The 19,815-nt window shown below is 70.7% G+C and carries 16 protein-coding genes; 11 read left to right on the top strand and 5 right to left on the bottom strand.

The window, feature by feature from the left end; genetic code table 11:
* Positions 1 to 7: 7 nt before the first annotated feature.
* The 3 genes from NH2_RS04465 to NH2_RS04455 form a co-directional block, all read right to left on the bottom strand.
* Positions 8 to 1,846, bottom strand: coding sequence for an ABC transporter ATP-binding protein (locus NH2_RS04465; protein WP_067648512.1), 1,839 nt, complete (start codon positions 1,844 to 1,846; stop codon positions 8 to 10).
* Positions 1,847 to 2,067: 221 nt separating this feature from the next.
* On the bottom strand, positions 2,068 to 2,994 hold the full coding sequence (locus NH2_RS04460) for an ABC transporter permease (protein ID WP_067648509.1): 927 nt from the start codon (positions 2,992 to 2,994) through the stop codon (positions 2,068 to 2,070).
* Positions 2,991 to 3,968: an ABC transporter permease gene (locus tag NH2_RS04455; RefSeq protein WP_067648506.1), complete on the bottom strand. Its 978-nt coding sequence runs from the start codon at positions 3,966 to 3,968 to the stop codon at positions 2,991 to 2,993. The genes NH2_RS04460 and NH2_RS04455 overlap by 4 nt, the downstream gene beginning before the upstream one ends.
* Before the next feature lie 119 nt (positions 3,969 to 4,087).
* Here NH2_RS04455 and NH2_RS04450 point away from each other — a divergent pair, with 119 nt between their 5' ends.
* Positions 4,088 to 4,918: a Cof-type HAD-IIB family hydrolase gene (locus NH2_RS04450; protein WP_084505210.1), complete on the top strand. Its 831-nt coding sequence runs from the start codon at positions 4,088 to 4,090 to the stop codon at positions 4,916 to 4,918.
* Between the two features lie 37 nt (positions 4,919 to 4,955).
* Here NH2_RS04450 and NH2_RS04445 read toward each other — a convergent pair whose 3' ends face one another.
* The gene (locus NH2_RS04445; protein WP_439951731.1) at positions 4,956 to 6,824 is read right to left on the bottom strand and encodes an N-acetylmuramoyl-L-alanine amidase; all 1,869 of its coding nucleotides are present in this window, start codon (positions 6,822 to 6,824) and stop codon (positions 4,956 to 4,958) included.
* Positions 6,825 to 7,075: 251 nt separating this feature from the next.
* Between NH2_RS04445 and NH2_RS04440 the strand changes: the two genes are divergently transcribed.
* Both NH2_RS04440 and NH2_RS04435 read left to right on the top strand, forming a co-directional pair.
* Complete coding sequence (locus tag NH2_RS04440; RefSeq protein WP_157103597.1) at positions 7,076 to 8,305, top strand: SpoIID/LytB domain-containing protein; 1,230 nt, start codon at positions 7,076 to 7,078, stop codon at positions 8,303 to 8,305.
* A gap of 61 nt (positions 8,306 to 8,366) precedes the next feature.
* The gene (locus NH2_RS04435) at positions 8,367 to 9,134 is read left to right on the top strand and encodes a MerR family transcriptional regulator (RefSeq protein ID WP_067648503.1); all 768 of its coding nucleotides are present in this window, start codon (positions 8,367 to 8,369) and stop codon (positions 9,132 to 9,134) included.
* A 73-nt stretch (positions 9,135 to 9,207) separates the two neighbouring features.
* Here NH2_RS04435 and NH2_RS04430 read toward each other — a convergent pair whose 3' ends face one another.
* Complete coding sequence (locus NH2_RS04430) at positions 9,208 to 9,852, bottom strand: TetR/AcrR family transcriptional regulator (RefSeq protein ID WP_067648500.1); 645 nt, start codon at positions 9,850 to 9,852, stop codon at positions 9,208 to 9,210.
* A gap of 114 nt (positions 9,853 to 9,966) precedes the next feature.
* On the opposite strand from NH2_RS04430, the gene NH2_RS04425 reads away from it, so the two are divergent.
* The 8 genes from NH2_RS04425 (at position 9,967) to NH2_RS04390 (ending at position 19,575) form a co-directional block, all read left to right on the top strand.
* Positions 9,967 to 10,161: a hypothetical protein gene (locus NH2_RS04425; protein WP_067648497.1), complete on the top strand. Its 195-nt coding sequence runs from the start codon at positions 9,967 to 9,969 to the stop codon at positions 10,159 to 10,161.
* Between the two features lie 76 nt (positions 10,162 to 10,237).
* Positions 10,238 to 11,458 (top strand): UDP-galactopyranose mutase, encoded by a 1,221-nt coding sequence (gene glf, locus NH2_RS04420; RefSeq protein ID WP_067648494.1) that lies wholly within the window; start codon positions 10,238 to 10,240, stop codon positions 11,456 to 11,458.
* Positions 11,459 to 13,390: a glycosyltransferase gene (locus NH2_RS04415; protein WP_067648492.1), complete on the top strand. Its 1,932-nt coding sequence runs from the start codon at positions 11,459 to 11,461 to the stop codon at positions 13,388 to 13,390. It abuts the gene before it with no gap.
* A 170-nt stretch (positions 13,391 to 13,560) separates the two neighbouring features.
* Complete coding sequence (locus NH2_RS04410; RefSeq protein ID WP_067649306.1) at positions 13,561 to 14,085, top strand: phosphatase PAP2 family protein; 525 nt, start codon at positions 13,561 to 13,563, stop codon at positions 14,083 to 14,085.
* A gap of 13 nt (positions 14,086 to 14,098) precedes the next feature.
* Positions 14,099 to 15,025, top strand: coding sequence for a decaprenyl-phosphate phosphoribosyltransferase (locus NH2_RS04405; protein WP_067648489.1), 927 nt, complete (start codon positions 14,099 to 14,101; stop codon positions 15,023 to 15,025).
* Between the two features lie 7 nt (positions 15,026 to 15,032).
* Positions 15,033 to 16,964, top strand: coding sequence for an arabinofuranosyltransferase AftB family protein (locus NH2_RS04400; RefSeq protein WP_067648486.1), 1,932 nt, complete (start codon positions 15,033 to 15,035; stop codon positions 16,962 to 16,964).
* Between the two features lie 196 nt (positions 16,965 to 17,160).
* Complete coding sequence (locus NH2_RS04395) at positions 17,161 to 18,207, top strand: alpha/beta hydrolase (RefSeq protein WP_067648483.1); 1,047 nt, start codon at positions 17,161 to 17,163, stop codon at positions 18,205 to 18,207.
* Positions 18,208 to 18,516: 309 nt separating this feature from the next.
* Positions 18,517 to 19,575 (top strand): alpha/beta hydrolase, encoded by a 1,059-nt coding sequence (locus NH2_RS04390; RefSeq protein WP_084505209.1) that lies wholly within the window; start codon positions 18,517 to 18,519, stop codon positions 19,573 to 19,575.
* Positions 19,576 to 19,815 lie beyond the last annotated feature (240 nt).

Raw genomic sequence — 19,815 nt, 5'->3', positions numbered from 1 at the left:
CGTCCTCCTATCCGCTGACGACCGGAATCGGCACCGCGTCGATCAGCGTGCGGGTGTATTCGTGTTGCGGGTCCGCGAAAATCTGTTCCGCGGGCCCCGATTCGACGATCTTGCCGCGGTACATGACCGCGATGTCGTGCGCCAGATTGCGGACGACCGAGAGATCGTGCGAGACGAAGAGGTACGAGAGCTGGTGCTCGGCCTGCAGCGTGCGCAGCAGGTTCAGCACGCCGGCCTGGATCGAGACGTCCAGCGAGGAGACCGGCTCGTCCAGCACCAGCAGCTTGGGCGCGAGCGCGAGCGCCCGCGCGATGCTGATCCGCTGCTTCTGGCCGCCGGAGAAATCGGCCGGGTAGCGCTCCGCGTGCTCCGGCCGCAGCCCGACCTGGGCGAGCAGCTCCGGTACCCGGCGCGCGATCTCGGCGCGCGGCCGCTTATCGATGCGCAGCGGCTCGGCGATGGCGTCGAAGACCGGGAGCCGCGGGTCCAGCGAGGCGGTCGGGTCCTGGAAGACGATCTGCATGGCCCGGCGCAGCTCCCGCCTGCGCTCGCCGGTGAGCGCAGCGACATCGGTGCCGAGGATCTCGATCCGCCCCTCCTGCGGCCGGGCCAGGTCCAGGATCTGGCTCAGCGTGGTCGACTTGCCCGACCCGGACTCGCCGACCAGCGCGAGCGTGCGGCCCTCGCGCACCTCCAGGTCGATCCCGTCGACCGCGCGGACCTCGCCCTTCTTCCGCTTGAAGACCAGCCCCGAGGTCAGCGGGAAGGTCTTGACCAGCCCGGAGACTCGCAGCACCACCTCCGGTTTCGCGGCGGTGGCCGGCTCCGGCGGCGCGGCGATCTCGGCCCGATAGGCGCCGAAGAGCTCGGCAGAGGTGATCTCCCCGGTGCGGATGCAGGCCGCGCGGTGCCGCGGCGCCACCTCGGCCAGCGGCGGCTCCGCGGCCAGGCAGTCGTCGGCGGCGACCGGGCAGCGCGGGCCGAACGAGCAGCCCGGCGGCAGCGCGTGCATGGCGGGCGGGGCGCCGACGATGGGGATGAGCGGCCTGCGGGCCGGGCCGTCCATCCGCGGGATGGAGCCGAGCAGCCCGACGGTGTACGGCATCCGGGGTGAGCCGAAGAGCTCGGACGCGCTCGCCGTCTCCACGATCCGGCCCGCGTACATGACCGCGACCCGGTCGGCCAGGGTAGCGGCGATGCCCATGTCGTGGGTGATCATCACGACGCCTGCGCCGGTGATGTCGCGGGCCTTGCGCAGCAGCCCGAGGATCTGCTGCTGCACCGTGACGTCGAGCGCGGTGGTCGGCTCGTCGCAGATGATCAGCGCCGGGTCGTTGGCGATCGCCATGGCGATCACCACGCGCTGGCGCATGCCGCCGGAGAACTCGTGCGGGAAGGCCTTGGCGCGCAGCTCCGGCTCCGGGATGCCGACCAGGTCGAGCAGCTCCACCGCGCGCTTCGCCGCGGCGGCCTTGCCCATCTTCCCGTGTGCGAGCAGCGCCTCCGCGATCTGCTCGCCCACCCGGTACACGGGGGTGAGCGCGGAGAGCGGGTCCTGGAAGACCATGCTCACCGTGCTGCCGCGCAGCTTGGAGAGCTCGCGGTCGCCGAGGCCGAGCAGCTCCCGGCCGCGCAGCCGGATCGATCCGCGCACCCGCGCCTGGTCGGGCAGCAGGCCCATGACGGCCAGCGAGGAGACCGACTTGCCGGAGCCGGATTCGCCGACGATGGCGAGTACCTCGCCGTCGGAGACGGTGTAATCCACCCCGCGCACCGCGTCGATGCGCCCCTCTTCCCCGGGAAACGAGACCTGCAGATCCCGCACCTCGAGCAGCGGCTCACTCATGCTGTGCTCTCCGGGCATGGACGAGGGCCCTCCGTGGCTACGCTGCGCTCCCGCCTCCGGGCCTGACTCGCTCATGCTGTCTCCACTTGGCACGAGCGAGGGCCCTCCGTGGCTACGCTGCGCTCCCGCCTCCGGGCCTGACTCGCTCATGCTGTCTCCACTTGGCACGAGCGAGGGCCCTCCGTGGCTACGCTGCGCTCCCGCCTCCGGGCCTGACTCGCTCATGCCGCTTTCTCCGACTTCTTGGACCGCGCCCGCGCCGCGGTGGGATCGAAGGCGTCGCGGAGGCCGTCGCCGACCAGGTTGGCGCAGAGCACGACGAGGATCAGCAGCCCGCCGGCGAAGAGGAAGAGCCACGGGTAGGTGAGCGCGGAGCGAGTGCCCTCGGCGATCAGCGAGCCGAGCGAGACATCCGGCTTCTGCACGCCGAACCCGAGGAAGCTGAGCCCGGTCTCGGCCATGATCGCCGCGCCGACGCTGAGCGTGGTGTCGATGATCAGGATCGAGGCGATGTTCGGCACGATGTGGCTGATGATCACGGTCCAGGTGGAGGCGCCCATGTACCGTGCGGCCCTGACGAATTCGCGATCCCGCAGGCTCAGCGTGAGCCCGCGCACGATGCGCGCGCTGATCATCCAGCTGAACACCGCGAGCAAGACGATGAGCAGCACGATCGAGCCGCTGCCCTTGGTCCGCGGCGCGAAGATCGCGACGATGATGAAGCTCGGCACCACCAGCAGCAGGTCGACGAACCACATGATGGCCCGGTCGGTCCAGCCGCCGAGCAGCCCGGCCAGCGCCCCCGCGATGGCGGCGATGGCGGTGCTGAAGATCGCCACGAAGAAGCCGATGGTCAGCGATTTCTGCAAGCCGCGCAGGGTCTGCGCGAGCACGTCCTGGCCGATCTGGTTGGTGCCGAACGGGTGGCTCGGGCTCGGCGGCTGCAGCAGCGCGGTGTAATCGAGCTGCTGGTAGTCCCACTTCAGCAGCGGCGGCAGCGCGAAACTCGCGATCACCATGAGGATCAGCACGACTCCGCCGACCACCGCGGGCTTGTTCCGCAGGAAGCGGCGCAGCACCAGCTTCTTGCGCCCGGCCGCCGCGGCCGGCTCCGGCGCGCCCTGGACGATGAGCTCGGCTTCGGTCATCCCACACGCACCCGTGGATCGAGGACGGCGTACACGACGTCGGAGAGCAGCCCGGAGATCAGCACCACCAGCCCGGCGAAGGCGGTCACCGTCACCACTACGTACAGATCCTGGGCATTGATCGAGTCGACCAGCCACTCGCCCATGCCGTGCCAGCCGAAGATCTTCTCGGTGAAGGCGGCGCCGGTGATGAGCCCGCCGAAGCTGTAGGCGAAGAGCGTCGCCATCGGGATCAGCGCGGTGCGCAGCCCGTGCTTGTACAGCGCGCGGCTCCGGGTGAGCCCCTTGGCCCGCGCGGTCCTGATGAAATCGCTCTGCAGCACGTCGAGCATGGCATTGCGCTGGTAGCGGCTGTACCCCGCCATGCCGCCGAGCGCCAGTGCCAGCGTCGGCAGCACCAGGTGCTGCACCCGGTCCAGCAGCTGCGGCCCGAACCCGACGATGGCGTTCGCCGAGGTCTCGCCGGTGTAGAGGAAGATCTGCGTGCCGGTGGCCGTATTGATCTGTAGCGCACCGTACTTGAGCAGCGTCGCGAGCAGGAAGATCGGCGTGCTGAGGATGAGCAGCGAGACGATGGTGGTGAAGTAGTCGCTGAACTTGTACTGCCGGATCGCCCCCGCCGCGCCGATCAGCACGCCGAGCACGGTGCCGATGATCGAGCCGATGATCAGCAGCCGCAGGCTGACCAGCACCCGGCGGCCCAGCTCCTCGCTCACCGGCTGCCCGGTGAGGGTGGTGCCGAAATCGCCGTGCGCCACGCCTGCCACCCAGATGAGGTAGCGCTCCGGAATCGGGTCATTCAGATGGAGTTCCTCGGCCTTGGCGTCGATCACCGACTGCGGCGGCCGCGGATTGCGCTGCTCCAGGCTGTCCAGCGGGCGGAAGGTCAGCGAGGCGAGGCTGAAGGTGAGGAACGACGCGAGGATCAGCAGCACGACGTAGTTCAGCGCGCGTCGGAGCAGAAAGCCCGTCATCGGTCCCCTGGGTCACTCGTCGGCCGGATGTTGATCCCCGCATCATAGGGACGGCGGTCCCGGTCCCGCATGCTGTGTATCGGCGACCGCGGCTCCGCGCGATCCGGCAGGATGGGTGGGTGACCCGTCTGCACCTACCCAAGCCCGAGCTGGTGGCCTCCGATGTGGACGGCACGCTCATCGACCACGACGAGCGGGTGACCCCGCGGACCAAGGCCGCCGTCGGCGCGGTCGTCGCCGACGGCGTGCCGTTCGTGCTCGCCACCGGCCGCCCGCCGCGCTGGGTGCACCCGGTGATCGACGGCCTCGGCTTCGCGCCGCTCTGCGTCTGCGGCAACGGCGCGGTGGTCTACGACAGCGCGGCCGACCGGGTGCTGATCAGCCGCACCCTGGACGTCGAGACGCTGGCCTGGCTCGCCGACGTCGCCGAGCGCGCGCTGCCCGGCTGCGGCCTCGCCACCGAGCGGGTCGGGGAGAGCGCGCACGACGCGGTGACCCCGCAGTTCGTGAGCACCCCCTCCTACGAGCACGCCTGGCTGAACCCGGACGACACCGCGGTGGCGCGCACCGAGGTGATCGACACCCCCGCCATCAAGATGCTGATCCGGCTGGTCGGCGCGCGCAGCGGGGAGATGCGGGCGGCGCTGGCGGCCGAGGTGGGGGACGCCGTCGACATCACCTACTCCACCGACAACGGGCTGATCGAGCTCTCCGCGCCCGGGGTGACCAAGGCCTCCGGGCTGGCCGCGGTGGCCGAGCGGCTCGGCGTTGCGCCCGCGTCGGCGGTCGCCTTCGGCGACATGCCCAACGACGTCCCGATGCTGAGCATGGTCGGGCACGGCGTCGCCATGGGGAATGCGCACCCGGAGGCGCTGGCCGCGGCCGACGAGGTCACCGAGACCAATGCCGATGACGGTGTCGCCCTGGTGCTGGAGCGCTGGTGGAGCTGACCCCGGCCGGGGCCCTCGACCGGCCGGGGCCAGGTTCTCAACCCGCCGGTGCCGGTGCTGGTGCCGGGAGCGGCGCGGCGGCCGGGTCCTTGCGCATCTCTTCCTGGTACGTGTCGTTGTAGGTCTTCCAGATCGTCGTCACGATTCCGGTGATCTGGTTCAGGATGAGCGACCCGTGCTGGAAGTCGGCGCGCAGCCCGTCCGGCACCGGGTAGGCATTGGCCAGCGGCAGCCCGAGCACCCCGGCATCGGCCCCGAGTTGCAGAAAGCGGTCCAGGATTGCGCCGAGCACCTCGACCACCTGCCCGGTCGGCGCGGTGTAGACGTAGCCGTTGGTGAACCGGGCGTACTGCTGCCCCTGCGTCGCGGGCAGCGGCTCGGAGACGGCGTCGCCGAGCGGGCTCGCCGCGCCGCCCTTCTCCGCGTAGTACCTGGCGATGATGTTCTCGTTCACCATCTGCAGCAGCTTCCCGGTCAGGTTCGCGAGCGCGTTGAGATCGGCGCTGGAATTGCCCTGCGGCGTGCTCATCTCCGGACCGCCCGCGGCGATATCGCGGATCCGGTCCATCAGTTCGTAGGCGGCATCGCCGGGGCAGGTGGTGTGGCCGACGTCGCGGTGCGCGAAGACGATCGGCAGCGCCACCTCCTCGCCCTCGGCGTACGGGGTGAACTCGGTGCCCTCGGAGTACATGAGCGTCTCGCCCTTCGGGTCGAGCCCGGCGATCCTGGTGCGCCAGCCCACGTACTGCCCGACCGCGTTGATCGCCACGCTGGTCGGCGCCTCGGCCTCGTGGTTGCCCATCAGCGCGACCCCGGCGGTGTTCTCGTTGAAGCCGCCCGCGTGCGCGCCCTGCACCGGCCGCTCCAGCCCGCCGTACCGGCCCTCGAAGATCTGCCCGTACTTGTCGACCAGGGCGTTGTAGCCGATGTCGCACCACTCCAGGGTCTCCGCGTGGTAGGCGTAGATCGCCCGCACGATCCCCGCCGACTCGGCCCTGGTGTAGTCGTTGCGGCCCGCGGTGTGGTGCACGGTGACGCCGCCGAGCATGTCGTCGTAGGTGGGCTCGGAGCAGCGAATCGACTCGTCCGCGCCCCACTGCGCGCGGCCGATCACCCGCGGCCCGCCGTCCGGCAGTGCCCCGGCGATCTCGCTCAGCCCGCCGTCGATGTCGGCGCGGCCGGGGTCGATGAGCACGGCGGTGAGGTCGGGGGTGCCGTGCGCGGGGTCGATCTGCTCGGCGATCGGGGTGATCGACGGGCCTGGCTGCGCCGCCCTGGTGACCAGCACCTGCACCGCGTTGGTGCTGCCGACGTAGACCGGCTCAGTGCCCTCGGTGCGCGGCGGGCCGCTGTGGTCGGAGGCGCCGGTGTCCACCGGCTCGGCGTCGAACCACGGGCCCCAGCTGCCGTCCGGCGCCGCGGCGCGGACCAGGGCGCTGGTGCCCGACAGGTCGGCGGCGGTCAGCGCGACCATGCTGAACGGCTGCTCCCTGGAGATCTGCTTGACGCCTGCGCCGACCAGGTCGGCGTACTCGGCCGGGAGCGCGCCCGGCGTGAGCGCGGGGGTCGCCGGGGAGGTGCCCGGTTCCAGACGGCCGGGGTCGGCGATGAACCGGGTGCCGCCGAGCCGCGGCAGCGGGACCCGCGAGGGCAGCGCGACTCCCGGCGGCGCCGGAATTCCCGGCGGCACCGGGACCGACTCCGGCAGCGGCAGCATGCGCAAATCGGAGAGGCGCAGGTCGGGCAGGTCGAGCCCGGTCAGCTCGGCGAGCGGGAGCACCACGTCGGGGGCGGCGCTGAGCGCCGCCTCGGCCAATTGCGCTGGGATCGCGGCGAGTTCACTTTCGTTCGCTGCGTCGTAGCGGGCGGAATCGCTCAGGGTGAACGTCGCGAGGGGAGCTGCCACCGCCAGAATCGCCACAACCGGGAGAACGTAGGAGCGTTTCGGTTTGCGAGAGGGCACGAGCGTCTCCAATCAGGCGGAACGGTGGATCAAGCTGCGCAATTCGAGGGGTTGCGTGTCAGACGGTTCTGCTATCACACTAGTCACTATTGTCACATATCTAAACCTCTGGTCGAGGTTGAGGTGATTGCTCGAATGTAGCTTCCGATCTGCTAGTGCGGGCGCTACGACATGCCGTTCGAAGGGAGTTCGTCGTGCAGCGAATCCATCGACGCCGGGGGCGGCGCGGCAGCCGCAACCCGGACCCGGCGCTATTCCCGCGCCGGCTGCTGATCGCCTGCGGCGCGCTCGCACTCGCGGCGCTGGTGGCCACCCTCGCCTGGCCCGGCGCGCCCTACCGGGTGACCACCGGCGACGGTCACGGTCGCGGCCTGAGCCAGCACGGCGCCTTCGAGAGCGCGCAGGACGGCTGGAACGCGGAGCGCATCCTGGCGCACTACTACCCGGGCGCCGAACTCGGCCGGATCGCTCCGACGCTGCTCCGGGTCCGGCTGCAGACGCAGGACGATTCCTCGCTCGACACCTACGCCGACGCCGGCGCGATCGTGGCGGGCCGCGCGCTGGAGCCGGGGCAGGTCGCGCACCTCACGGCGCTGCCCGACGGCGGCGCGAACGTCCTGGTCACGCTCGGCTGCGACGGCGAGGTGGTGTGGCAGGGCGCCACCGACGACCCGTGGGTCTACCCGATCGACCTCGGCCCGAACCGGCCGCCCGCCGAGCACCTCAGGCTGTGCGGCGGCACCGGCTACCGCGGCGCGCTCGGCGTGGCGCTGGAGGACGGCGCGGCGCGCACCGTCAACGAGGTGGACGTCGAGGACTACCTGCTCGGCGTCGTCCCCACCGAGATGCAGGCGAACTGGGCGGACAAGGGGGCGGGCGAGGCGCTGCGCGCGCAGGCCGTCGCGGCCCGCTCGTACGCGCTCGCCGAGCAGCGCTACGACTACGCGCAGACCTGCGACAGCACCGACTGCCAGATGTACCCCGGCACCGAGCGGGAGGATCCGCGCGCCGCCGTCGCCGTCGCCTCGACCGCGGGCACCGTGCTGCTGCGCGACGGCCACCTGCTGCGCTCCGAGTACTCCGCCGCCCCCGACGGCGGCGAGCCCGCCGATATCGACACCTTCGAGATCGGCCCGCTCCCGGCCGACCTGCCCCCCAACCCCTACCTGCGTCCCGACCCCGTCCCGCAGGACCCGCGGGTCGACACCGCCATCGACGGCCCGACCGCCATCCAGGTCGAGTACCAGCGGATCGGCGGCGAGCAGAGCGCCGTCGGCGCCCCCGTCGGCCCCGAGCTCGACCTCCCGCTCGGCGCGGGCACCTACCAGCTCTTCGCCAACGGCGTCATCATCGCCACCGAAACCCTCGGCGCCCAGGTCGTCGACTTCGACACGCTGCTCTCGATGATCCCGGAGAATCCTTGACCTTGACGCTACGTCAACGCCCATCCTGATTTCACCGACGAGATCAGGGAGAGTCAGGGACATGGCAGCGGGCACGCGCGACGGCGAATGGTCCATCCAGGACCTGGCCAGGGCGGCCGGGACCACCAGCCGGACGCTGCGCCACTACGGGCAGCTCGGGCTGTTGCCGCCCACCAGGGTCGGGACCAACGGGTACCGCTACTACGACCAGGACTCCCTCCTGCGCCTCCAACGCATCCTGCTGCTCCGCGAACTCGGCATCGGCCTCCCGGTCATCGCCGAGGTGCTCGCGGGCGAGCAGCAACCCGCGGCGGCGCTGCGCACGCACCTGAACCTGCTGTGGCAGGAACAGGATCGGATCCGGCGCCTGATCGACTCGGTGACCACGACACTCGAGAAAACAGAGAGAGGTGAACGGCTCGTGGCATCCGAAGTATTCGACGGGTTCGACAACACGCAGTACCGGGACGAGGTCATCGACCGCTGGGGCAGGGACGCCTACGACAACGGCGACCACTGGTGGCGCTCGCTGACCGCCGAGCAGAAACAGCAGTTCCAGCAGACCCAGCTCGACATCGCCGCCGAGTACGGCCGCCTGCACGCCGCAGGCGCCGACCCCGCCGGCCCCGAGGCCAAGGCCCTCACCGCCAGGCTCCGCGACTGGGTCGCGCTCGGCTGGCAGGGCCGCCCGGTCACCCCGGAGGCCTTCGCCGGCCTCGGCGAGATGTACGTCGCCGACGACCGCTTCCGCGCCAACTACGACGTGCACGGAGCGGGCACCGCCGAGTTCGTCCGCGACGCCATGGCTGCCTTCGCGCTCGACATGTAGGTACCGCACGCCGGGCCAGTCCCTGCTGGTCCGGCGCCGGGACGCGGAGGACCCGGTGCTCACCGCCCCGAGGTCACCGACCGACCTTGCCGGAGGCGAGCAGGGCCGCGTCCAATTGTTCGGGGGTGAGCGGGAGCGCGGGGAGGGGGTGGGCGGCTTCGGCTCGCAGACCGTCCAGGAGCAGGCCGAGGTTGCGGCGCCAGGCTTCGGGGGCGATGCCCGCGGTGACGGCGAGGACGCGGGTGTGCGACCACATGACGAAGGCGAGGTCTTCGAGGGTCCAGTCGGTGCGGAGCACGCCGGCGCGGTGCGCGCGGGCGACGATGTCGCGCATGACGGCGTGGCCCGCCTCGCGGGCGGCGGCGATCTCGGTGCTGGGGGCGGCGCGGACCGCGAGGTCGCCGAGCAGGCGGTCGTCGGCCTGGAGCCGGCAGACACCCTCGACCAGGGCGACGAAGGAGTCCCACGGGTCGGCGACCGCGGCGGCGGCGCGCGCGACCTCGAGCCCGAGCTCCATGCGGTCCGCGACGGCGGCGGCGATCAGTGCGTCGCGGGTGGGGAAGCGGTTGTAGAGCGTGCCGATGGCGACGCCGGCGCGCGCGGCGATCTCCTTGAGCGGCGCGTCCAGGCCCTTCTCGTCGAAGACCGCGCGGGCGGCGGCCACCAGGGCGTCGCGGTTGCGCACGGCGTCGCGGCGGAGCGGCTTCTCGGTGGGCATCTCGCGATTCTACGAAGCGGGCTAGAAGTTGAGCTCGGGTTCAATTTGCTCTACCGTCGAGCAAGTTGAACCAATGCTCAATTTCTTCTGGAACAGGAGCTCCGGGATACCCCGGTGAACATCGGCCTGCTCAATATCGGCTCACTCATCGAGGGCAGTGCGGCCCAGATGATCGTCGACGCGCACCCGGAGGCGATCCCGCCCGGCCTCGAGCTGACCCGGATCAGCGGAGCCGAGCTGGGGGAACACGCCTGGCGGCTGCACACCGAGCGGGAGCTCGTCGAACTCGACGCCGGATTCCCGGCCTGATCGCACCCACCTGCGGTTCGGCGGGAGTTTCGACTGCGCCGGAAGCCGGGGATGGCGTCCGATACGCTGGGCCACCGTGACCGTCGCATCGTCCCCCGGTAACGCATCTGCCCCCTTCGATCTCATCGTCGTCGGCTCCGGTTTCTTCGGGCTGACCATCGCCGAACGCACCGCGAACCTGCTCGGTAAGCGGGTGCTCGTGCTCGATCGCCGCCCGCACATCGGCGGCAACGCCTACTCCGAACCGGAACCCGAGACCGGGATCGAGATCCACAAGTACGGTGCGCACCTCTTCCACACCTCCAACAAGCGGGTGTGGGATTACGTCACGCAGTTCACCGAGTTCACCGGCTACCAGCACCGCGTCTTCGCGCTGCACAAGGGGCAGGCCTACCAGTTCCCGATGGGGCTCGGGCTGATCTCGCAGTTCTTCGGCCGCTACTTCACGCCCGAGGAGGCGCGTCGGCTCATCGCCGAGCAGTCGGCGGAGATCGCGACCGGCGACGCGCAGAACCTCGAGGAGAAGGCGATCTCGCTGATCGGGCGCCCGCTCTACGAGGCGTTCATCCGCGACTACACCGCCAAGCAGTGGCAGACCGACCCCAAGGAACTGCCCGCGGGCAACATCACCCGGCTACCGGTGCGCTACACCTTCGACAACCGCTACTTCAACGACACCTACGAGGGGCTGCCCAAGCACGGGTACACGAAGTGGCTGGAGAACATGGCCGCCTCCGACCTCATCGAGGTCCGGCTGGACACCGACTGGTTCGACGTGCGCGACGAGCTGCGCGCGCAGAGCCCGGACGCCCCGGTCGTCTACACCGGCCCGCTGGACCGCTACTTCGACTTCGCCGAGGGCGAGCTCGGCTGGCGCACCATCGATTTCGAGACCGAGGTGCTTGCCACCGGCGACTTCCAGGGCACCTCGGTGATGAACTACAACGACGGCGACGTCTCCTACACCAGGATCATCGAGCCGCGCCACTTCCACCCCGAGCGCGACTACCCCACCGACAAGACCGTCATCATGCGCGAGTACTCCCGCTTCGCGCAGACCGGCGACGAGCCGTACTACCCGATCAACACCCCGGAGGACCGGGCCAAGGTCAAGGCCTACCGGGACCGGGCGAAGCGGGAGACCGCCGAGGCGAAGGTGATCTTCGGCGGCCGCCTCGGCACCTACCAGTACCTCGATATGCACATGGCGATCGGCAGCGCGCTGAGCAAGTTCGACAACGTGCTGCGCCCGCACCTGGAGAACGGCGCGCCGCTCGCCGACGACCAGGAGTCCTGAATGAGTCTGCTGCACAACGATTCGCACGCGCTGCTGGCGCGCGTCATCCTGCCGCGGCCGGGCGAGCCGCTCGACGTCCGCACCCTCTACCTGGAGGAATCGGCCACCAACGCGCGCCGCGCGCATGCCACCACCCGCACCTCGCTCGCGGTCGGCGCGGAATCCGAGGTCTCCTTCTGCACCTACTTCAACGCGCTGCCCGCCAGCTACTGGCGGCGCTGGAGCGTGCTGGACTCGGTGCTGCTGAAGCTGGAGCTCACCGGCCACGGCCGGGTGGATCTCTACCGCTCCAAGGCCGACGGCTCGCGCATCCACGTGCACGGCGAGGAGTTCTCCGGCAGCGAGCCGGTCGCGGTCATCTTCGAGGCCGACCTCGGCCCGTTCGAGGACGGCGGCTGGCTCTGGTTCGACATCACCACCGACACCGCGGTCGAGCTGCACGCGGGCGGCTGGTACGCGCCGATGGAGGCGCCCGGCCAGGGCACCATCGCCATCGGCATGCCCACCTTCAACCGCCCCACCGACGCGGTGAAGACGCTCGAGGCGCTCGGCTCCGACCCGCTGGTGCTCGAGCGCACCCGCGCGGTGATCATCCCGGACCAGGGCACCCGCAAGGTGGTCGACGAGCCCGGCTTCGCCGCGGCCGCCGCCGTGCTCGGCGACCGGCTCGCCATCCACGACCAGCCCAACCTCGGCGGCTCCGGCGGCTACAGCCGGGTCATGTACGAGGCGCTGAAGACCACCGACGCCGAGTTCATCGTCTACATGGACGACGACATCGAGATCGAGCCCGACTCCATCCTGCGCGCGCTGGCGTTCAGCCGCTTCGCCAAGTCCCCTGTCCTCACCGGCGGGCACATGCTCAACCTGCAGGAGCGCTCGCACCTGCACGTCATGGGCGAGGTCATCGACCGCGGCGTCTTCATGTGGACCGCGGCGCAGAACGTCGAGTACGACCACGACTTCGCCAAGTACCCGCTGCGCGACCGGGACAACTCCAAGCTGCTGCACCGCCGCATCGACGTCGACTTCAACGGCTGGTGGACCTGCGTCATCCCGCGCCGGGTGGCCGAGGAGCTCGGGCAGCCGCTTCCGCTCTTCCTGAAGTGGGACGACGCCGAGTACGGGCTGCGCGCCCGCGCCGCGGGCTACCCCACGGTCACGCTGCCCGGCGCGGCGGTGTGGCACATGGCGTGGAGCGACAAGGACGACGCCATCGACTGGCAGGCCTACTTCCACCTGCGCAACCGGCTGGTGGTGGCCTCGCTGCACCTGCCGGGCAACCCGCGCGCGATGGTGGTGAACACGGTCAAGGCGACGCTCAAGCACCTGCTCTGCCTGGAGTACTCCACGGTCGCCATCCAGAACCAGGCCATCCGCGACTTCCTGGCCGGCCCGGACAAGCTCTTCGAGCTGCTGCCGAGCGCGCTCGGCGCGGTGCACGCCATGCGCAAGAGCTACCCGGACGCGGTGGTGCTGCCCTCCTCGACCGCGCTGCCGCTGGCCAGCCACGCCGACGTCGGCGCGGTCGGCGAGCCGGGCAACCCGCTGGCCAAGGTGGCTCGGCTGGCGAAGGGGCTGGTGCACAGCGCTCGCCCGGCCCGCGCTCAGCACCACGAGACCCCGCAGCTGAACGTCCCGACGCTGGACGCCCGCTGGTTCCTGCTCTCCCAGGTGGACGGCGTCACCGTCACCACCGCGGACGGGCGCGGCGTGGTCTACCGCAAGCGCGACCCGCGCCAGGCGCTCGGGCTGTTCAAGGAGGCGATGCGGCTGCGCAGGGAGCTGCTCGCCCGCTTCCCGGAGATGCGGCAGCGCTACCGGGCCGCGCACCCGCGGCTCACCAGCACCGCCGCCTGGGAGCAGATCTTCGGCATCGGCGATGCGCCGAGCACCGTCCCCACCGTCGAGACCAGCGAGGCGGCGAAGTGAGTGCCGCGAACCCGGCCGAGCACGACGGTCCGGCCCCCGCGAGCGCCGCTGCCGGCGCCGGGCCCGCGTCTGCGGCCGATCGGGCAGCACCGGCCGACCCGGCGAATCGACAGCGGCCCGCGGATCCGGCCGGTCCGGCCCCGGCCGCCGCCCAGGCGAGCCCGCCGGAGGTGGCGATCATCACCGCGGTGCAGTCGGCGATCGGCGGCAACCCCGCGGTGATCTCCGCCGCCCGCGGCCTCTCGCACTTCGGCGAGCACGCACTCGGCTGGGTCGGCATCGCCGCCGCCGGTTGGCTGGTGGACAAGCCGCGGCGCAGGCAGTGGGCCGGGGTCGCGGTCGGTGCGGTGGGCGCGCACGCCGCCTCGATCGTGATCAAGCGGGTGGTGCGCAGGCCGCGCCCGCACGACCCGGCGGTGCGGATCAATGTGAGCACGCCGAGCAAGCTGAGTTTCCCCTCCTCGCACGCGACCTCCACCGCGGCGGCTGCGGTGTTGCTCGGAAAACTGACCGGGCTACCCTTGCCTGCGGTGCTCGTCCCCCCGATGCTGCTCTCGCGAGTCGTCCTCGGGGTGCACTACCCCTCCGACGTGCTCGCCGGGTCCGCGCTGGGCGCCGCGTCCGCCGCCGCCCTGCTCGCCGTCGAAAAGAGACTCGAGAGTGACCGCACGAGAAAGAGCAGTGATTCCAAGTGAGGAAGCGGCCGACATGAGCGAAGAGCCGACAGGCACCGACCTCGCGGAAGGCGTGACCAAGGGCCCGCCCAAGACGCTGGCCGGTGGGTTGATCAAGACCATGCGGCCACGCCAGTGGGTGAAGAACGTGCTGGTCCTCGCCGCCCCGCTGGCTGCGGGGTCGGCGACCGACATCGACGTGCTGATCCACGTCGCCATCGCCTTCGCGGTGTTCTGCCTCGCGGCCTCCGGGATCTACCTGGTGAACGACGCGATGGACGTCGAGGCCGACCGGGCGCACCCGACCAAGCGGTACCGGCCGATCGCCGCGGGCGTGGTCCCGGTGAACCTGGCCTATGTGCTCGCGGTCGTGCTGCTGGTCGCCTCGATCGCCATCTCCTTCGTGGCCGCCTGGCAGCTGGCCGTGGTGATGGCGGTCTACATCGGCATCCAGCTGGCCTACTGCTTCGGGCTCAAGCACCAGGCGGTGCTCGACATCTGCATCGTCTCCTCCGGCTTCCTGCTGCGCGCGGTGGCGGGCGGCGCGGCGGCGAATATCCCGCTCTCCCAGTGGTTCCTGCTGATCATGGCGTTCGGCTCGCTCTTCATGGCGGCGGGCAAGCGGTACGCGGAGCTGCAGATCGCGCTCGGCACCGGCGCCAAGATCCGCAAGTCGCTGGAGTACTACACCCCGACCTACCTGCGGTTCATCTGGACCCTGGCGGCGACGGCGGTGGTGGTGTTCTACGGCCTCTGGGCCTTCGAACAGGGCGACGCGAAGGACACGAACTGGTTCGCGATCTCCATGATTCCGTTTACCATCGCAATCCTGCGTTACGCGGTCGACGTCGACGGTGGCGAGGCCGGTGAACCCGAAGAGATCGCGCTGGGGGACCGCGTATTGCAGTTCCTCGCCATCGCCTGGATCGGAGCGGTAGGTGTCGCTGTCTATCTCGCCTGACGAGAGAGTGGCCGAGGGGGCCGGGACAACCGAAGACGAGCGCGAGCGGGCCGAGGACTCGGCCCGCTCCGCGCCGCGGTACACCCGGTTCTCCCGTCCCATCTTCGTCGGCGGGATCGCGGTGACCGTCGCGCTCTTCGCCATCGGCGGCTGGCAGCGCCGCTGGATCGCCGACGACGGCCTGATCGTGCTGCGCACCGTCCGCAACCTGCTCGCGGGCAACGGCCCGGTCTTCAACGCGGGCGAGCGTGTCGAGGCCAACACCAGCACCGCATGGACCTACCTGGTCTGGTTCTTCAGCTGGATTACCGGCGCCAGGCTGGAGTACGTGGTGCTCGCGCTCGCGCTGGTGCTCTCGCTCGGCGCCGTCGTCTTCGCCGTGCTCGGCACCGCCCGGCTCTGGGGCGGCCCGCGCGCGGCCTTCCTGCTGCCCGCGGGTGTGCTGGTCTACATCGCGGTGCCGCCGGCCCGCGACTACGTGACCTCCGGCCTGGAGAGCGGGCTGGTGATCTTCTGGCTCGGGCTGCTCTGGTGGGCCATGATCAGCTGGGCGAAGGCCGAGCGGGTCCGGGTGCCCGCGCTGCTCGGGCTGGTCTTCCTGGCCGGGCTGGCCCCGCTCATCCGCCCCGAGATGGCGGTGCTCGGCGCCGCCGCGCTCGGCATGATCTTCCTCGCGCCGCTGCCGGGCGAGCGCCCGGTGCTGCTCCGGCTGCTGATCGTCGCGGTGGCCGGGGTGCTCCCGCTCGGCTACCAGATCTGGCGGATGGGGTACTACGGCCTGCCCTATCCGAACACCGCGGTCGCCAAGGACGCGGGCGGCGCCAAGTGGGGCCAGGGCTTCACCTACCTCTGGAACCTGGTCGGGCCGTACTGGCTCTGGCTGCCGCTGCTCCTGCTGCTGCTGGCCGGCCTCGGCGCGCTGCGGCTGGCGAGCGAGTCCACCGCGCGCGGTGAGCGGGAGCGCGGCGAGCGGGTGCACCCGGTGACCCGGTTCCGGCGCTGGCTGCGCTCGCCGAGCGCGGTCGTCACGCTGGTGCTCGGCGGCGCGCTGCTGCTCACCGTCTACGCCCTGCGGGTCGGCGGCGACTTCATGCACGGCCGCATGCTGCTGCCGCAGCTCTTCCTCTTCCTGCTGCCGATCGCGGTGCTTCCCATCCGGGTGCCGCGCGGCGCCTTCCGGCCGTTCTCCCTGCGCGACGTGCGCTACCTGCTGGTCCCCGCGCTCTGGCTGGCCGTGATCGGCTGGGCCTTCTTCGCCGCGGGCACCACCGCCATCACCACCGGCACCAAGATCAGCTCGACCGGCATCGTGGACGAGCGGGTGTACTACGTGCTCAATACCGGGCACGACCACCCGATCCGGGCCGAGGACTACCTGGACTACCCGCGCATGCGGGCCATGGTCGACGGCATCGCCAACACCCCGGACGGCGGGCTGCTGCTGAACTCGCCCTCCTTCATGTTCTGGTACATCGCGCCGCCGCCGCAGCCCATCCCCGAAGGCGGCGCCGGGCACACCGTCTTCTTCCTGAACCTCGGCATGACCAGCATGAACGTCCCGCTGGATGTCAAGGTCGTCGACCCGATGGGGCTGGCCTACCCGCTCGCCGCGCACACCGACCGGCTGGCCGACGGCCGCATCGGCCACGATAAGAGCCTCTACCCGGACTGGGTGATCGTGGACGCGGGCATGGTGGACAGGAAGCCCTGGATGCCCTGGTACCTGGACGAAGAGTGGGTAGCCCAAGCCCGGGTCGCCCTGTCCTGCCCGGACACCCACGCGCTCATGCTCGCGCACCGCGACCCGCTCACCCTCGACCGGTTCAAGCACAACCTGCGCAATGCGCTGAACTTCGCCGCCTACCGGATCGAGCGGGTGCCGAAGTACGAGATCGAGCGCTGCGGTCTGGTGGACCCGTTCCCGCAGCCCCCGCGCTGATTTCTTGACCCTTTCCGACAGTCGCCGCCCGGTCCGCATCGGGCGGCGACGCTGCGTTGGACGGGGCCGCGCCGGACGGTCGTGATCGGGCACAAACAGCCCGCCGAATCTCTATTACATTTCGATAACGGCCACTCCCCGCTCCGCCGTTAGGCTCGGTGCGATTTCCGGACCAGGCACGCAGGAAGGCCCTTTGATGCGAGGCGTGAACATCCGAAGACGGAAGGGCGCCCGGCTCCGCCGGACCGCACTGCTGGCCCTGGCGGCGCTGCTGCCGGTCGGGACCGCGCTCGGCGCGGCCGCTCCGGCCTCGGCGGCATTCGACCCGGCAGGCATCGACGTCTGGGTCGACTCCCCGATGGGGCCGATCAAGTCGCGGGTCTTCCGCGCGGCCGACGGCAATACCGATCGCGTGGTCTACGCCCTGGACGGCATGCGCGCCAGGGAGGACCTGAGCGGCTGGGAGCTGCACACCGGGGTGCCGAGCCGGCTGGCCGCGGCGAATATCAATGTCGTCATGCCGATCGGCGGCCAGTCCAGCTTCTACGCCGACTGGGCGGCCCCGAGCTCGATGGCTGGGCTGCCGCCCGCCACCGGCTCGGCGGGCTCCGCCACCGGCTCCGGCGGGCTGCAGGCGCTCGACGCCGGCCCCGGTAAGAGTTACCGGTACCAGTGGGAAACCTTCCTCACCGGCGCGCTGCCGGACGCGCTGCGCGACCGGTACGGCTTCGCCACCGCGCGCAACGGCGTGATCGGGCTCTCCATGGGGGCGACCGCCGCGCTCGGGCTCGCCGCCTTCCACCCGGAGCGCTACTCCTACGCCGCCGCCTACAGCGGCATGCTCGATGTCAATGCCCCCGGCATGCGCGAGGCCATCCGGCTCGCCATGGTCGACGCGGGCGGGTACAACATCGATTCCATGGCCCCCGCGGCCAGCGAGCTGTGGCGGCGGTTCGATCCGTTCTCGTTCGCTCCGCTGTTGCGGGACAATGGGACACGGCTCTGGATCGCGGCCGCCGACGGCCGCCCGGTGCCCGCCGACGGCGCCGATTTCGACACCCTGAACGCCATCGTGCTGGAGAACCTGGCATCCGCCAACACCAGGTCGTTCCGGGCCCGGCTGGACGCGCTCGGGGTCTCCAACGTCACCTACGACTTCGCCAATGTCGGGGTGCACACCTGGCGGAATTGGGAGTCCGAGGTGGGCCGGATGCTGCCCGATCTCTCCGCCTCGATCGGCTGAGCGCGCGGAGCCGCTGATCGGGCCGGGTAGGCACGGGCCCGCCCGGCCGGGTACGGTCGGCGGTGGCGCCCGGTGGGCGTCCCCGGGACGGTCGGCAACGAATCGGTAGCGTCAGGGTGCGTCGGTTGTGGCTCGGATCACTATCCAGCAACATGGAGGCATGCGCTTCCGATGGATACAGCGGAAGCATGCGCCGAGGTCGCACATGTCCGTTATGCGAGGCAATGACGTGGCCTGGTGCCCGATGAGGGGCCGGTTTCGATAGCTTTCGATTTGCCAACCGGTCGCCAGAGCGAAAGGTTTCGACGAATGCGAAGTGCGCGCTGGAAACGCGGAGCCGGTGCGGGAGCACGCGGCTCCCGGCTCGGGCGGTGGAGTATGGCGCTGGCACTGGCGCTGCTCGCCCCGATGGGGATCGCGGTCACCGGGCCTGCGGCGCCGGCCGAGGCGGCGTTCAACCCCGCGGCCTTCGACTTCTGGGTCGACTCCGGGATGGGGCCGATCAAGTCGCGGGTGCTGCGCGCGGCCGACGGCAACCTCAACCGCGTGGTCTACGTGCTCGACGGCATGCGCGCCCCCGAGACGCTGAACGGCTGGGAGATCGAGACCCCCGTCGCCGAGATGCTGGCGGCCGCGAACATCAACGTCGTGATGCCGGTCGGCGGCATGTCCAGCTTCTACGCCGACTGGAATGCGCCGAGCACCTTCGTCGGTATTCCGGCCGGTACCGGCTCCAGCTCCGGCTCCGGCGCGCTGAACGCCTTCGCGGCCGGGCCGGGCAAGAGCTACCGCTACCAGTGGGAAACCTTCCTCACCAACGACCTGCGCAACGCGCTGCGCGACCGGCTCGGTTTCCGCTCGACCCGCAACGGCGTCTTCGGCCTCTCCATGGGCGGCAGCGCCGCGCTCACCCTGGCGGCCTACCACCCCGACCAGTTCAGCTTCGCCGGTTCGTACTCCGGCTACCTGAATATCTCCGCGCCCGGCATGCGCGAGGCCATCCGGGTCGCCATGCTGGACGCGGGCGGCTACAACGTCGACGCCATGGCGCCGCCGTGGGGCCCGCAGTGGCTGCGCATGGACCCCTTCGTCTTCGCGCCGCAGCTGGTCCGCAATGGCACCCGGCTCTACATCGCCGCCGGTAGCGGCCTGCCGACCGCGGTCGACGGCCCCAGCTTCAACACCCTCAACGCCATGGGGCTGGAGGCGATCGCGCTCGCCAACACCAGGGCTTTCCAGGTGCGGATGGCGACGCTGGGCGGCGGGAACACCACCTACTCGTTCCCGAGCTTCGGCGTGCACAACTGGATCAACTGGACCGAAGAGGCGAAGCGAATGCTGCCCGACCTCTCGGCGAATATCGGCTGACGCCGCCGTTCCCGGACCGCCCGGCACCGCCTACGGTGCCGGGCGGTCCGTCTTTTTCCGCCGTCCCGGAATTGGGGGTGATGCGGGATTCGTCACAGTGAAACCCCCGTATCCGCCCCCCGGTAACCGCGAATTCCGCTGGCGCGTGGCCGCATCTGTGGATAACGGAAACGAATCGGAACCAAGCGACGACATCAACCGGAGAACGCGATATGGTCTCCGCACGATCACAGCGCTCGC

It is taken from the genome of Nocardia harenae NBRC 108248 (genome assembly GCF_001612885.1).
Lineage (GTDB): Bacteria > Actinomycetota > Actinomycetes > Mycobacteriales > Mycobacteriaceae > Nocardia > Nocardia harenae.
The sequence above is the reverse complement of the archived record's forward strand: the minus strand, read 5'-3'. Positions and strand labels throughout refer to the sequence as shown.